Below are 13,360 nucleotides of genomic sequence, written 5' to 3'. Positions count from 1 at the left end.
GCGCTGGGCGCTGGGGTCGTGGGGCGCTGGGTTCGGGTCGTCCGCAGTCCTCCACAGGGCGTCGCTCCGGGTGCGGCATCCACAGAACGCGGCAGGCCCGGTGACGAGGGCCCCGGGGCGGACGACACTGACGGCATGCAGACCCCGCACCCGGAGCCGCTCGGCCGCACCGACCCCCGTCGCACGTGGCGCATCGCCGACGACCGGCGACTGCCCGCCCTCGAACCCTTCGCCGACCGCGTCCTCCGGCACGGTCCCGTGGTGCTGCGCGAGCACCTGTGGGACACCGACGACCGGGTCCTCGCGGCCGAGGGCGTCGAGCTCCTCCGGTCGGACGCCGGGTGGAGCGTCGACCGCGGTGACGGACCGGTCGAGGTGCCCTCGGACCTCGACGGCGGCGACGACCACGATGCGGACCACGTACCGCGCGACGTGGTCGAGGTCTTCCTGCGCGGCCGCCCGGTCCGGGTCGTCCGGGTGCGGGACACGGTGACGACCCTCGTCGAGCTGCGCGGGCGGGACGGGCGGCTCCGCGCCGAGGTGGCCGACGTCCGTGTGGACGAGGGCGAGCCCGACGCCGCGGTGCTCCGGTCGGCTCGGTGGTGGGCGCTGAGCGACGACGGGCGGGGCGGGACGGTGTCCCGGGCTGCGGAGCGGGCGCTGGCGGACGCGGCGGAACCCGGGGCGGGTGGTGGCGCCCGGGGCGGGGCCGGGCGCGCTGGTGGCGGAGCCGGGCGCCCTGCGCTCCGTGCCGCACCCGAGCGTCGGAAGGGGTCGGCGGCACGCCCACGACGGGGCTCCGCGGCCGCTGCCCTGCGAGCGGTCCTCCGGTCGTTGCGCGCCGACCTCGTCGCGGTCGACCCGAGGGTGCGTGCCGACGAGCACGGGTCGGTGCACGACCTCCGGAAGGTCCTGCGTCGGCTGCGGAGCGTGCTGGCCGCGTACCGCGGTGCCCTCGACCGCGACGCCACCGAACCCCTGCGCGTCGAACTGGCCGAGGTCTCGCGGGTGGCCGGTGTCGCCCGCGACGCCGAGGTCCTGCGCGACCGGTTGCTCCGCACGGCCGGCCGCGCTCCCGAGGGCTTCGTCGACGCCGAGACCCTCGACCGGATCGGTGCGCACGTCGCCGAGTCCCGCGCGGCCGCGGCCGCCGACCTCCGGCACACCCTGCGCTCGGCGACGTGGTTCCGGGCACTGGACCGCCTCGACGACCTCGTCGCCCGGGTGCCGCGGGGACCGCACGCCGACGACGACGCCCAGGCGTTCACCGTCCGCCGGATCGCGCGCGAGCGGAAGCGGGTCGCGAAGGCGATCGACGGCGGCATCGAGACGCTCGACGACCTGCACGAGGTCCGGAAGGCGGCGCGGCGCCTGCGCTACGCCCTGCAGGCCGCCGACGAGGCGACGGACCTCGGGAAGCGGCGCCTCGGGTTGCTGCGGCGGGTCCAGGACGGCCTCGGCGAGGTGCTCGACGCGGCGCACGCCACCGCGGCCCACCGGGAGCTGGCGACCCTCGCGGCGAGGAGCGGGGCGGACACGTTCGGCGCCGGGGTCCTCGCCACGACCGAGCACGCCGTCGTCGAGCGCGAGCGGGACCGGGCCGAGCACCTCGTCGCCCGCCTGCGGTCGCGCGTGGCGACCGGTCTGCGAGGATGACCGGGTGCCGCACTACCTCGAAGACCTCGCCGCCGGACAGACCTTCACGACCCCGGGCAGGACCATCACCGAGGCGGACGTCGTGTCGTTCGCCTCGTGGACGAACGACAACAACCAGGTCCACACCGACGTCGAGTTCGCCGCCAGGACCCGCTACGGCCAGCGGGTCGTGCACGGGCTGCTCGGCACCTCGCTCTGCCTCGGGCTGATCGCCCGCACCGGGGTGTTCGAGGGCTCGGCCGTCGCGCTGCTCGGCATCGACCAGTGGCGCTTCACGGCGCCGGTGTTCATCGGGGACACCCTGACGTGCGAGGTCGAGATCCTGTCGACGCGGCTGACGAGCTCCGGGACGACGGGCATCGTCGAGCGGACGGTGTCGCTCCGGAACCAGCGGGGCGAGACCGTGCAGCAGGGGCGCATGGACGTCATGGTCCTGACGCGGGACGCCGCGATCGCCTGACAGGCCGGGCGGGCACTCGCCCGGAATCGTTGCCGCGCTCTTTACAACGATGTACCAGCCGCGCCAGCATGGAGGCATGAGCACGCTCGACGGCATCGTCGCCGCACCTGACACCGCTTCCCCGCAGGCCCTCCCACTCGCCTCCCGGCAGGACGGCGCGTACCCCCGGCCGCAGATGCTCCGCCCGCAGTGGGCCGACCTCGACGGCACGTGGTCCTTCCGCAACGACGGCGACGACCCCGCCTGGCGGACCGGCTTCCCCGACGCACGGGACATCGTCGTCCCGTTCCCGCCCGAGTCCGTCGCGTCGGGCATCGACGAGCCCGGCTTCCACCCCGTCGTCTGGTACTCCCGCACCATCGGCCGCGCCGAGCTCGAGGCCGCCGGACACGGCGACGCGGCACCCCGGCTCCTGCTGCACTTCGGCGCGGTGGACCACCGTGCCCGTGTCTGGATCGACGGGCAGTTCATCGGCGAGCACGAGGGCGGCCACACGCCGTTCTCGTTCGACGTGACCGACGTCCTGACCGCCTCCGACGCCGTGCACACCCTCGTCGTCCGCGCCGAGGACGACCCGCACGACCTCACCCAGCCCCGCGGCAAGCAGGACTGGCACGAGGACCCGCACGCCATCTGGTACCGCCGCACCACCGGCATCTGGCAGACCGTCTGGCTCGAGGCCGTGCCGACCACGTCGATCGAGTACCTCCGCTGGACCAACCTCGACCACCAGACGCTCCGCCTGACCGTCCGGCTCGCCGGGGTCCGGACCGGCGGCGAGCGCCTCCGCGTCGACGCCCGCTGGGACGAGGGCGACGAACACCTCGCGACGATCGAGACCACGCTCGGTGCGACGGCGAACGAGTTCGACGTGCTCGTCCCGATCGCCCGGCAGGCGAACGGCCAGGCCGAGGACGAACTGCACTGGTCACCGGAGGCCCCGCGTCTCGTCGACGCCACGGTCACCCTGCTGGGATCCGGCAGCGACCCGACCCCGATCGACGCCGTCGCGTCCTACTTCGGCGTGCGCACCGTCGGCGTCGACGGTGGCGCGTTCCTCCTCAACGGCCGGAGCTACGACGTCCGCAGCGTCCTCAACCAGGGGTACTGGCCGGACTCGCACATCGCAGCCCCCTCCCGCGAGGCGCTCCGCCGCGAGGTCGAGCTCATCAAGGAGCTCGGCTTCAACGCCGCACGCAACCACCAGAAGATCGAGGACCCGCGCTTCCTCTACTGGGCGGACCGGCTCGGCATCCTCGTGTGGGGTGAGGCGCCGGGTGCGTACGCGTTCTCGCCGCGGGCCGTGCAGCGGCTGATGCGCGAGTGGATGGACGCCGTCGAGCGCGACGCCTCGCACCCGTCGATCGTCACGTGGGTCCCGGCGAACGAGAGCTGGGGCGTGCAGCACATCGCGACCGACCCCGCGCAGCAGGCCTACGCGCGGTCGTTGGCCGACGTCACGCGGGCGATCGACCCGACACGGCCGGTGATCTCGAACGACGGGTGGGAGCACCCGGACTCGGACATCATCACGATCCACGACTACGAGGGCGTCGGGCCCCGGCTCGCGGCGACCTACGCCGACGACGCGGCGCGCACGGCACTGTTCCACGGCATGGGCCCGTCCGACCGCTGGGTACTGGTCGGCGGGGCGGTCGACCGCGGGCAGCCGGTCATGCTCACCGAGTTCGGCGGCGTGAACTACCAGCCCGGCGCCCAGCGCGAGGACGGCTGGGGCTACACGACCGCGGCCGACGGCGACGACTGGATCGCCCGGATCACGGCGCTGTACGACGCGATCCGTGCGAGTTCGTTCCTCGCCGGGTCCTGCTACACGCAGCTCACGGACACGATGCAGGAGACGAACGGCCTGCTGAACGCGGACCGCACCCCGAAGGTACCGATCGAGCAGATCCGGCGCGCGGTCACCGGTCGCTGACGCGACGCAGGAGCCGGGAGGCACGTCCTCGGTGAGCAGGAATGGTCGGGTCCGACGAACGGACCCGACCATTGCTGCTCACGAGACGCGGCGATCGGTGCGCGACCGACGCGGCGTCTCGGCGCGGATCAGGAGGCGCGGGTCAGGAGGCGAGGAACCGCAGGACCGCCTCGTTCCACTCGTCCTTGTGCGATGCCAGCACCCCGTGCGGCCCGCCCTCGATGACGTGGGTCTGCGCGTTCGGGATCGCCGCAGCGGTCCGCTTGCCGGACACCTCGAACGGCACGATGCCGTCGGAGTCGCCGTGGATCACGAGCGTCGGCACGTCGACCTTGGTGAGGTCGTCGCGGAAGTCCGTCGTGGCGAACGCGACGGTGCAGTCGAGCGTGCCCTTCGGCGATGCGAGCTCGGCGATCGCGAGGTCGTACGCGCGCTGGTCGCCCGACACCAGGGGCTTGTTCACGAGCGAGGGCTTGCCCGCCGTGTAGAACAGGTCGACGAACTCGTGCAGGAACGCGGGGCGGTCCCCGGTGATCCCGTTCGAGAACCAGTCCGCGAGGTCCTGGTCGACCCCGCCGTCGGGGTTGTCGTCCGACTTCCAGAGGTACGGCGGCACCGCGCTCGCGAACACGAGCTTCTTCACCCGGCCCGTGCCGTAGGTGGACACGTAGCGCGCGAGCTCACCGCCACCCATCGAGAACCCGATCAGCGTGACCTCGGTCAGCCCGAGCTGGTCGAGCAGGGTGTCGAGGTCGGCGGCGAACGTGTCGTAGTCGTACCCGCCCCACGGGTGCGACGACTGCCCGAAGCCGCGACGGTCGTACGCGACGACACGGTGCCCGGCTTCGACGAGGGCCGGGATCTGGCCCTCCCACGAGCGGCCGGACAGGGGCCAGCCGTGGATGAGGACGACCGGGTCGCCCGATCCGAAGTCGTCGTAGTGCAGGTCGATGTCGTGCCCGTTCTCGGCTCCGACGGTGATGAACGGCATGGTGCCTCCGGTGGTTGCGTCTTCCAGGGAACGCCGACCATGCAACGCCGTGGGCCCGCACCGAGGCTGAAACCGTACGCCTTGCGGACACCGGTGACGTGCCGTGGACGTGCGAGGATCGGGCGGTGACGAGCGCCGGGGAGACGAGCGGCGCCTCCAGGCCGGCCCTGGAGGCGCGCCACAGCGGCTGGACCACTCCCCTGCTCCTGTGGCTGGCCTCGCGCGTGGTGAGCACGGTCCTGCTCGCGACGGTCTACGCCGTGGCGACGGCGAACGGCTGGCCGTTCGCGTCGTCCCGACGCGATCCGTCCTTCTTCACGTTCTCGGGGTCGTGGGACGCGTCCTTCTACCGGATCATCGCGGAGCACGGGTACCCGACGACGCTGCCGCTCGACGACTCGGGGCACGTCCTCCCGAACGCCTGGGCGTTCCTGCCGGTGTTCCCGACGCTCGTGCGCGCCGTCATGCCGCTGACGGGCGGGTCGTTCTGGGTCGCGGGCGTGCTCGTCGCGACGCTCGCCGGGGCCGGGGCGTGCGTGCTGCTCTACCGGCTGGTGCTCGCCGTGGGCTGCTCGCACCGTGCGCGGTGGGCGACGGCGCTGTTCGCGTTCGGTCCCACCGCGTTCCTGCTGCAGGTGGCCTACGCCGAGAGCACGTTCCTGCTGCTGCTGTTCGGGGCGCTGCTGGCGCTCGTCCGTCGGCGCTACTGGCTGGTCGCGCCGCTCGGGCTCGTGGCCGCGTTCACGAAGCCGGGCGTGCTGGCGTTGGCCGTGGCGCTCGCGGTGCACCTCGTCGTGCGGTGGGTGCAGGAGCGTCGGGCGCTCCCGGTGCGGGACGCCGTGGCGATCGTCGTGTCGGGGCTGGTGGTGGCTGCGGCGGGGCTGGCGTGGCCGGTGATCGCCTCGGCCGTGACGGGTCGGCCGAACGCCTACCTCGACACCGAACTGTCGTGGTGGGTGGGGTTCGTGGGGCGGCAGCACTTCGCGCCGCTCACGCCGTGGTTCACGATGGCGGGGACGTGGCTCGGGCCGCTCGGGATCGTGCTCGTGGTCGCCGTGCTCGCGGGGGCGGTGTGGTTCTGGACGCGGAGGTCGGTCCGGGCCCTCGGGGTGGACGTGTGGGCGTTCACGGCGGCGTACGCGCTGTACCTCGTGGCGGTGTTCCTGCCCCAGCAGTCCCTGCCCCGGTTGCTCATGCCGACGGCGCCACTGCTCGGGTCGGACGTGTTCGTACGGACGCGGCGGCGGGCGGTCGTGTGGCTCGTCGTGGGCGTGTGCCTGCAGCCGGTCGCCGTCGTGCTGCTCTGGTTCCTCGGGTACCCCTGACGAGCGCCGCGGCGCAGCGCGGCTCGCACAACCAAAGTCACTCCGCGCCGGGGGTCGCCGTGGTTCGAGCGCACTTTCGTTGTGCGCTGCCCCGCCGAACCGGCTGCGAGCACCACCAGGCACCCGCGGCCCCGACGCGCGCCGGCGCTACGCGTCGAACGTGTGGAACCAGGCGGTCCCGCCCGGGTGCTGCACCGTGATCATCTCGTCGAGGTCGCGGTACGGCCCGTCCTGGTTGTGGCTCGCCGACTTGATGCGGACCGTGCCGTCCGGCTCGGTGAACACCTCGGACACGATCGTGGTGTGGTCCGGCGAGTCGTTGTCGTTCCAGTCGTAGAACACGATGTCGCCGACCTTGACCTTGTCGCGCTCGTCGAGGGAGCGGCGGGTGAGTCCGAACTCGGCGGCGTTCGCAGTCAGCCACGGGTCCATCGTCGGGCAGTAGGTCCACGTCGCCGAGTGCTCCGCCCCGGCCGACCGGTTGTACCAGTCGGAGCGCTGCTGCCAGCCGCGGGCGATCAAGGTCTGCGACACGTAGTTCGCGCAGTCGCCACCGATCGGGTTCATGGTGCCGTACTCGGCGAGGTTGTAGTCCTTCCAGTGCGCCATCGCGTACTCGAGCTGCCGGTCGACGTCGGTCAGTGCCGCGTAGGCCAGGGTCGAGGTCGCGACCGCCGTCGAGGCGTCCGGGACGGGCGCGGTGGTCGGTGTGGGCGTGGCCGTCGCGGAGTCCTGCGTCGCCCCGGTCTGCCCGTCGTTCGCGGCGCTGCCGTTGCCGTCCGAGGACTGGTTGGCGGACGGTGACGGCTCGATCGCGGTCGTGAAGAGCGCGACGTCCGCCGAACCCGCCGTGTACATCGCCTGGTGCGGTGCCGTGAAGGTCACCTTCGTGGCGGTCGCCCGGACGTCCCGCGCGGCGATGCCCCCGACCGTGACGCCGGCGACCGCTGCCAGCCCGGAGCCGGCGACGGTGATCGTCACACCGCCGGCGAGCGGGACCTGCGCAGGGCTGAGCGACTTCGCGACCGGCTTCGCCGTGGGCGTGGACGAACCGCCACCGCTGGTCGTGCCACCACCGGACGCCTTGCCCGTTCCGCCGTCCCCCGACGAGCACGCAACGACGGCGAGCCCGATGCCGGTCACGCCGGCGAGGGACAGCAGGGAGCGGCGCGTCAGGGAGGCAGTCATGGTGCTTCCCAGGGTAGGCGACGACACGGCATGATCTCTGGCAGGAACCACCGTCGAGAGGATCAGACCACCCATGCCCGAGAGCCACGACTTCTTCGTCGCAGCCGCCCCCGACCACGTCCGCGCACTCGTCCGCGACGCACTCGTCCGCGAGGGGTACACCGTCGACGACGGCGACCAGGGAGCCCTCCGCGCCACCCGCGGCAGCATGGGCCTCACGCTGCTCATCGGCGGCATGGCGAACGACCGGACCTTCCACACCCGCCTCGACGTGCAGATCATGGTCACGCCGGACGGTCGGACGGTCGCGCGGCTCCTGCGCGGTGCCGGCAAGTCGGCGCTCAAGGGCGGCGCGCTCGGCATCTCGCGCGGCAACCGCGCCTTCGAGCAGGCCGCCAACGCGATCCACGGCGAGCTCGCCCAGGCCGGGATCCTGACGGAGAGCGTCCCCGGCTGACGCGGGCCCGCCCCGGGAACGACGAAGGCCACCCGATCGGGTGGCCTTCTGTCTCGGAGTGGAGCTAAGGGGATTCGAACCCCTGACCTTCTCATTGCGAACGAGACGCGCTACCAACTGCGCCATAGCCCCGAGAACGCGTCCACACTAGCACCCGCGTCGGCCCGATCCGAAATCGGGCGATCAGACGGCGCGGCGGCGACGCATGATGGCGTCGAGGTCCGCCTGCTCGTACGCGTCCTCGCCGAGGACACCCATGCCGGCCCACTTGCTCGGCGGCGCCGGGGGCGCGGCGGGAGCAGCGGGTTCCGGAGCGGGAGCGGCCTGCGCGACGGGGGTTCCCGTCCCGGCCGGCGCACGCAGACCCAGCCGTTCGGCGAGCCGCCCCTGGTCGTGCGCGGAGAGCGACGCGACGGCCTCCTCGACGTCCGGGCGCATGGGCGACACCCGCGCGAGCGACGGGTCGGTCTCGGCGGCACGGATCGCGGCCGCCTCGGCCTCGGCTTCCGCCTTGGCCGCGGCGACCCGCTCCTTCAGGCGGGCGGCGAGCTCCGCCGAGGACTCCGGCGTGGCCGCCGGGACCTTCGGGCGTTCGACGTACAGCGGCTTCGGGACGCGGTTCGGCGTCCAGCTGCGGTCACGAGCGGGTTCGGCGGGCTGCTCGGTCGACAGCGGCGGCGCCGGGTCCGTCCACTCGCTCGCGGGCCTGGAGGCGCGGCTCGACTCCGGCACGACCGTCGCGGTCCGGGCCTTCCGCGCCTTCGCCACCTGGTGCAGCTGGGCGAGGACCGCTGCGGACCCACCGGCGGCGACGAGGCCGGCGACACCGACGAGCCAGGCGGCGGGGGCCGCGACGAACACGACGACCGCGACGACGAGGCCGAGCGTGCCGAGCAGGGTCGCCCCCAGTCGGGACCGACGCATGCGCATCGCGGTGAGTGCGGGGACCGCCGAGGCCCGCTCGAGCACGGGTGCCTGCTCGGCCAGTCGACGGGTGATCTCCCGCTGCCGGGCGGCCTCGTGGGCGCGGACGATCGCGGTGCGCTTCGCCTCCTCCGACTTCGCGACCCGCTGGGCCTCGGCGAGGGACTTCGCGTTCATCTCGATGCGGACCTCGTCCGGCAGCTCGGCGGTCTGCGCGAGGATGCGGAGGGTCTGCTGCAGCCGGATCGCGTTCCGCTCGGTGGCGAGGTACTGCCGACGGGCCGCCCAGGACGGCATGAGGTAGACGAGCCAGAGCACGGCCGCGATGAGCAGGACGATGCCGCCGCCCCAGGAGCCGATACCTGCCATGGGGACACGGTAGGGGTGGGCGTTCCCCCGGCCGGTGATTGCCGGACGCGTGTTGCGCGTGTCGCGACGAAATCGCCGGGGGCGAGCCGCGCCTCCCGGGCCGCCCGGACGGACCGGACCCGCGGGTCAGACGCGGGGCGTGGTGTGCAGCGGCATCGCGGCCTCGTCGCGTGCCGCGAGCGGGACCGAACCGACGCCGGGCGGGACCTGGCCGCGGACCCAGCGTTCGAGGACGCCCTCGCGGACCTCTTCCGCGACGAGGGCGAAGCAGAAGTGGTCGCGCCAGTCGCCGTTGATGTGGATGTACCGGCGGCGGAGCCCCTCGTACCGGAAGCCGAGCTTCTCGACCACCCGCAGCGACGGGGCGTTCTCGGGACGGATGCAGATCTCGATGCGGTGGATGCCGACCACGCGGAAGCAGTGGTCCACCGCCATCGCGACGGCGATCGGCGTGACGTTGTGGCCGGCGGCGTCCTCGACGACCCAGTAGCCGATCGAGGCACTGGCGAGGGAGCCGTACGTGATGCCGGAGACGTTGAGCTGCCCCACGAAGCGGCCGTCGAGCTCCATCGCGAACGGGAGTCCGAGCCCCGCGCGGGCGTTGGCCTGGAGCGCACGGATGCTGCCCCGGACGTCGGTGGAGACGTGACCGGAGGGGTTCGTGGCCTCCCACGTGCGGAGCCACGAACGGTTGCTCGCGAGGGCGACGTCGAGGTCGCGGGTGTCGCGGAGTCGGAGGGGCCGGATGGTGACCCGCCCGTGGGACAGGGTCGGGATCGTCGTCATCGCGCTGGTTCCTCCGGGAGCGTCGAACGGGCCCGGGGGTGTTCCCCGGACCCGTTCGGCGACGGGTCGTCTATTCGCCCGCGTTGAACTCCTTGAGCCACGACTTGAGGTCGGGGCCGAGGTCTTCGCGGTCCGAGGCGAGCTGGACGATCGCCTTGATGTAGTCGAGTTTGTCACCGGTGTCGTACCGGCGTCCACGGAACACGACGCCGTACACGCCGCCGGTCCACTCCTCGGCGTTCGCCATCTTCATGAGCGCGTCGGTCAGCTGGATCTCGCCGCCCTTGCCCGGCTCCTGCTTCTCGAGGACGTCGAAGACCTCGGGACGGATGACGTAGCGGCCGATGATGGCCAGGTTCGAGGGCGCCTCGCCCTGCGGGGGCTTCTCGACGAGGCCGGTGATCTTCACGACGTCGTCGGTGTCGGTCTCCTCGACCGTGGCGATGCCGTAGAGGTGGGTCTGCGACTCCGGGACCTCGAGCAGGGCGACGACGGTGGCGTTCTTCTCGCCCTGGACCTCGATCATGCGCTTGAGCAGCGGGTCGCGGGCGTCGATGATGTCGTCACCGAGGAGCACGGCGAACGGCTCGCGGCCGACGTGCATCTTGGCGCGGAGCACGGCGTGGCCGAGGCCCAGCGGGTCGCCCTGGCGGACGTAGTGCATGTCGGCGAGGTCCGTGGACTGGTTCACCTTCTGCAGCTTCTCGTGGTCGCCCTTCTTCTTGAGGGTCTCCTCGAGCTCGGACACGTGGTCGAAGTGGTTCTCGAGCGCGTTCTTGTTGCGGCCCGTGATCATCAGCACGTCGGTGAGCCCTGCGCCGACGGCCTCTTCCACCACGTACTGGATGGCCGGCTTGTCGACGACGGGGAGCATCTCCTTCGGCATCGCCTTGGTGGCGGGGAGGAAGCGCGTGCCCAGGCCTGCGGCGGGGATCACGGCCTTCGAAATCTGGAAGCCCATGCCTGGACGGTATCGGATGACCCCTGGAGGAGGCATGTCGTCGCTACGGAGGACACGGCTTCTCGCGCTCGGCGGCGGAAAGCCGCAAGACGTGCCCTCGGTAGACTCCTCGGCATGATCGCCGATCTCGGGAACGAGAAGCGCGCCCTGCGAGCCGAGCTCCGGCAGCGGCGGCGCACCCGGACCACGACCGAACGCGAGACCGACACCGCGGCGCTCACCGCGACCCTGCAGCGCTTCGCCGAGGAGCGCCAGGTCGAGTCGATCGCGCTGTACCTCTCCGCACCCGAGGAACCCGACGTTCGCCCGTTCCTGAACTGGGCGTTCGAGCGCGGCATCCGGGTGCTCCTGCCGATCACCCGCGAGGACGGCCTGCTCGACTGGGCGGTCGGCGACGGCGCCTCCGAGGCCGAGGGGCTGGCCGGCGTGCCCGAGGTCGTCGGCGAGGTGCTCTCCCCCCTCGCGATCAACGACGTCGACGCGATCCTCGCCCCTGCCGCCGCGGTGGGACACGACGGCGTCCGGATGGGCTGGGGACGCGGCTACTACGACAAGACGCTCGGGTCGATGGCGAACCGCCCGCCCGTCTATGCTGTGATCTTCGACGCGGAGTACCTCGACGAGGTCCCGCGCGAGAGCCACGACGAACCCGTCGACGGCATCATCACGCCGTCGCGCATCATCACCTTCCGGAGCTAGGGTGCCCACCTACTCGTACCGCTGCACGGAGTGCGGCAACGCCTTCGACATCAAGCAGTCGTTCTCCGACGCAACGCTCACCGAGTGCCCGGCGTGCGGCGGCGTGCTGCGCAAGGTCTTCTCGCCGGTCGGGGTGACGTTCAACGGGGGCGGCTTCTACCGGACCGATTCCCGGGCGGCGCCGAAGGGCTCGTCGGAGTCGTCGGGCTCGTCCGAGTCGTCGTCCTCGTCGTCGTCCTCGACGCCGGCGAAGACCGAGTCGAAGCCCGCAGCCGCGAAGCCCGCTGCCTCGACCACGCCGAAGCCCGCCGGGTCCTGACCGGGGTCCGGACTCCTCGGTAGGTTGATGGGGTCGCCGTCCGGCGGCCGTCCTCGACCCGGAAGGAGTCCCGTGAAGGGCTTCAAGGAGTTCCTGCTCCGCGGCAACGTCATCGACCTGGCCGTCGCAGTCGTCATCGGTGCAGCGTTCACCGCCATCGTGACCGTCATCGTGAACGCGATCATCAACCCGGCGATCGGCGCGGTGTTCAACGCGTCGAGCCTCGACGACGCGCTCAAGGTCGACATCCCGACCGTGGCGGGCGGCAAGCCGGCGACCCTCATGTTCGGCTCGGTGATCGGTGCGGTGATCAACTTCGTCATCGTCGCGGCCGTCGTGTACTTCGCCCTCGTGCTCCCCGTGAACCACCTCAAGAAGGTCGCGTTCGAGCGGGTCAAGAACGACGAGGAGCAGACGCCGCAGGACGTCCCGCCGACGGACGTCGAGGTGCTGCTCGAGATCCGCGACCTGCTCCGCTCGCAGAACGGCGTGCCCGCGAACACCGGTGGCGGTGCGCACGTGGCGCCGTCGACCGCTCCCGAGGGTCCCGGCATCGGCGGCACGACGAAGCTCTAGCTGCTCCTGCACAACCGAAACCCGCCCGAACCACGCGATCACGTGGCTCGGGCGGGTTTTGCTTGTGCGAACGGCCGGCGCGAGCGCGCGGCCGGCGCCAGCGCGCGGCCGGCGTCAGCGCGCGGCCGACACCTCGCGCCGCTTCGCGAACATCGCGATCGCGTACTGGACGCCCGCCAGCACGTGCCCGGCGGTCCCGAGGTAGACGAACACGAGGGCGACGACGCGGACCCACGGCGCGTTCTCGTCGACGGTGTGCACCGCGGAGAACAGCAGCACCGGCAGCCCGACGAAGAGCAGCGCCGACCGGATCTTGCCGGTCCACGTGACGTCGAGGTCGGGGTTGCCGTGGAACAGCACGCTCGAGAGCACGACGAGCACCAGGTCGACGAGCACCACGACGGCGACGACCCACCACGGCAGCAGCCCGGTCAGCACGAGCGACAGCACGATCGCGATGATCGCGAGTCGGTCGGCGACGGGGTCGATCGCCTTGCCGAGCTTCGAGCCCTGGTCGAACTTGCGCGCGATGAAGCCGTCCGCCCAGTCGCTCACCCCGATGACGACGAGCGCGACGAGCGCCCAGCCGGGGTGTCCGGCGACGACGAGCCACACGAACACCGGGATCAGCAGCAGCCGGACCAGCGAGATCAGGTTCGGCCAGGTCTGCCAGTCGGGGCGCTCCCGCACGGTGTCAGTCATCGCAGGAC

14 protein-coding genes and 1 tRNA gene are annotated in these 13,360 nt (G+C 72.2%); 8 read left to right on the top strand and 7 right to left on the bottom strand.

Annotation, left to right across the window (positions count from 1 at the left end; translation table 11 throughout):
• Positions 1–135: 135 nt before the first annotated feature.
• The 3 genes from JSX79_RS08230 (at position 136) to JSX79_RS08220 (ending at position 4,055) form a co-directional block, all read left to right on the top strand.
• Positions 136–1,656, top strand: a complete 1,521-nt coding sequence (locus tag JSX79_RS08230; protein ID WP_229085785.1) for a CHAD domain-containing protein — start codon at positions 136–138, stop codon at positions 1,654–1,656.
• Positions 1,657–1,660: 4 nt separating this feature from the next.
• Positions 1,661–2,116, top strand: a complete 456-nt coding sequence (locus JSX79_RS08225) for a MaoC/PaaZ C-terminal domain-containing protein (RefSeq protein WP_070417876.1) — start codon at positions 1,661–1,663, stop codon at positions 2,114–2,116.
• Between the two features lie 76 nt (positions 2,117–2,192).
• Positions 2,193–4,055, top strand: coding sequence for a glycoside hydrolase family 2 protein (locus JSX79_RS08220; RefSeq protein ID WP_229085784.1), 1,863 nt, complete (start codon positions 2,193–2,195; stop codon positions 4,053–4,055).
• Between the two features lie 142 nt (positions 4,056–4,197).
• Here the strand turns inward: JSX79_RS08220 and JSX79_RS08215 are convergent, their stop codons facing one another.
• Positions 4,198–5,046, bottom strand: a complete 849-nt coding sequence (locus tag JSX79_RS08215; RefSeq protein ID WP_229085783.1) for an alpha/beta fold hydrolase — start codon at positions 5,044–5,046, stop codon at positions 4,198–4,200.
• A gap of 125 nt (positions 5,047–5,171) precedes the next feature.
• On the opposite strand from JSX79_RS08215, the gene JSX79_RS08210 reads away from it, so the two are divergent.
• Positions 5,172–6,371 carry a hypothetical protein gene (locus JSX79_RS08210; RefSeq protein ID WP_229085782.1) on the top strand — a complete coding sequence of 400 codons (1,200 nt, stop codon included), beginning with the start codon at positions 5,172–5,174 and terminating at the stop codon, positions 6,369–6,371.
• A 147-nt stretch (positions 6,372–6,518) separates the two neighbouring features.
• Here JSX79_RS08210 and JSX79_RS08205 read toward each other — a convergent pair whose 3' ends face one another.
• On the bottom strand, positions 6,519–7,559 hold the full coding sequence (locus JSX79_RS08205; protein ID WP_229085781.1) for an amidase domain-containing protein: 1,041 nt from the start codon (positions 7,557–7,559) through the stop codon (positions 6,519–6,521).
• Positions 7,560–7,632: 73 nt separating this feature from the next.
• On the opposite strand from JSX79_RS08205, the gene JSX79_RS08200 reads away from it, so the two are divergent.
• Positions 7,633–8,016 (top strand): hypothetical protein, encoded by a 384-nt coding sequence (locus JSX79_RS08200; protein WP_229085780.1) that lies wholly within the window; start codon positions 7,633–7,635, stop codon positions 8,014–8,016.
• A 59-nt stretch (positions 8,017–8,075) separates the two neighbouring features.
• On the opposite strand, the gene JSX79_RS08195 is transcribed toward JSX79_RS08200, so the two are convergent.
• The 4 genes from JSX79_RS08195 to galU all read right to left on the bottom strand — a co-directional run bounded on the left by JSX79_RS08195 (position 8,076) and on the right by galU (position 11,056).
• Positions 8,076–8,148 (bottom strand) — tRNA-Ala (locus tag JSX79_RS08195).
• Positions 8,149–8,199: 51 nt separating this feature from the next.
• On the bottom strand, positions 8,200–9,309 hold the full coding sequence (locus JSX79_RS08190) for a hypothetical protein (protein WP_229085779.1): 1,110 nt from the start codon (positions 9,307–9,309) through the stop codon (positions 8,200–8,202).
• Between the two features lie 126 nt (positions 9,310–9,435).
• Complete coding sequence (locus JSX79_RS08185; RefSeq protein ID WP_070417871.1) at positions 9,436–10,095, bottom strand: GNAT family N-acetyltransferase; 660 nt, start codon at positions 10,093–10,095, stop codon at positions 9,436–9,438.
• Positions 10,096–10,165: 70 nt separating this feature from the next.
• Positions 10,166–11,056 carry a UTP--glucose-1-phosphate uridylyltransferase GalU gene (galU, locus tag JSX79_RS08180; protein WP_022907539.1) on the bottom strand — a complete coding sequence of 297 codons (891 nt, stop codon included), beginning with the start codon at positions 11,054–11,056 and terminating at the stop codon, positions 10,166–10,168.
• Positions 11,057–11,170: 114 nt separating this feature from the next.
• On the opposite strand from galU, the gene JSX79_RS08175 reads away from it, so the two are divergent.
• The 3 genes from JSX79_RS08175 to mscL all read left to right on the top strand — a co-directional run bounded on the left by JSX79_RS08175 (position 11,171) and on the right by mscL (position 12,650).
• Positions 11,171–11,755 (top strand): 5-formyltetrahydrofolate cyclo-ligase, encoded by a 585-nt coding sequence (locus JSX79_RS08175; protein ID WP_229085778.1) that lies wholly within the window; start codon positions 11,171–11,173, stop codon positions 11,753–11,755.
• Between the two features lies 1 nt (position 11,756).
• Positions 11,757–12,074 carry an FmdB family zinc ribbon protein gene (locus JSX79_RS08170; protein WP_229085777.1) on the top strand — a complete coding sequence of 106 codons (318 nt, stop codon included), beginning with the start codon at positions 11,757–11,759 and terminating at the stop codon, positions 12,072–12,074.
• A 72-nt stretch (positions 12,075–12,146) separates the two neighbouring features.
• Entirely contained in the window at positions 12,147–12,650 is a 504-nt protein-coding gene (gene mscL, locus JSX79_RS08165) for a large conductance mechanosensitive channel protein MscL (RefSeq protein WP_070417867.1), read from the top strand.
• 114 nt (positions 12,651–12,764) lie between these two features.
• On the opposite strand, the gene JSX79_RS08160 is transcribed toward mscL, so the two are convergent.
• Positions 12,765–13,352 (bottom strand): CDP-alcohol phosphatidyltransferase family protein, encoded by a 588-nt coding sequence (locus tag JSX79_RS08160; RefSeq protein ID WP_229085776.1) that lies wholly within the window; start codon positions 13,350–13,352, stop codon positions 12,765–12,767.
• Positions 13,353–13,360: the final 8 nt, after the last annotated feature.

Origin of the sequence: Curtobacterium sp. GD1 (assembly GCF_020882855.1) — a bacterium.
Classification (GTDB): Bacteria; Actinomycetota; Actinomycetes; order Actinomycetales; family Microbacteriaceae; genus Curtobacterium.
Note: the sequence above shows the minus strand (reverse complement) of the source record. Positions and strands in the feature narration are given on the sequence as shown.

Excerpts from the sequence above, each read along its gene's own strand:
- JSX79_RS08230 (WP_229085785.1), top strand. The coding sequence starts at position 136 with ATGCAGACCCCGCACCCGGAGCCGCTCGGCCGCACCGACCCCCGTCGC.
- JSX79_RS08220 (WP_229085784.1), top strand. The coding sequence starts at position 2,193 with ATGAGCACGCTCGACGGCATCGTCGCCGCACCTGACACCGCTTCCCCG.
- JSX79_RS08215 (WP_229085783.1), bottom strand. The coding sequence starts at position 5,046 with ATGCCGTTCATCACCGTCGGAGCCGAGAACGGGCACGACATCGACCTG.
- JSX79_RS08205 (WP_229085781.1), bottom strand. The coding sequence starts at position 7,559 with ATGACTGCCTCCCTGACGCGCCGCTCCCTGCTGTCCCTCGCCGGCGTG.
- JSX79_RS08200 (WP_229085780.1), top strand. The coding sequence starts at position 7,633 with ATGCCCGAGAGCCACGACTTCTTCGTCGCAGCCGCCCCCGACCACGTC.
- JSX79_RS08190 (WP_229085779.1), bottom strand. The coding sequence starts at position 9,309 with ATGGCAGGTATCGGCTCCTGGGGCGGCGGCATCGTCCTGCTCATCGCG.
- JSX79_RS08185 (WP_070417871.1), bottom strand. The coding sequence starts at position 10,095 with ATGACGACGATCCCGACCCTGTCCCACGGGCGGGTCACCATCCGGCCC.
- galU (WP_022907539.1), bottom strand. The coding sequence starts at position 11,056 with ATGGGCTTCCAGATTTCGAAGGCCGTGATCCCCGCCGCAGGCCTGGGC.
- JSX79_RS08175 (WP_229085778.1), top strand. The coding sequence starts at position 11,171 with ATGATCGCCGATCTCGGGAACGAGAAGCGCGCCCTGCGAGCCGAGCTC.
- JSX79_RS08160 (WP_229085776.1), bottom strand. The coding sequence starts at position 13,352 with ATGACTGACACCGTGCGGGAGCGCCCCGACTGGCAGACCTGGCCGAAC.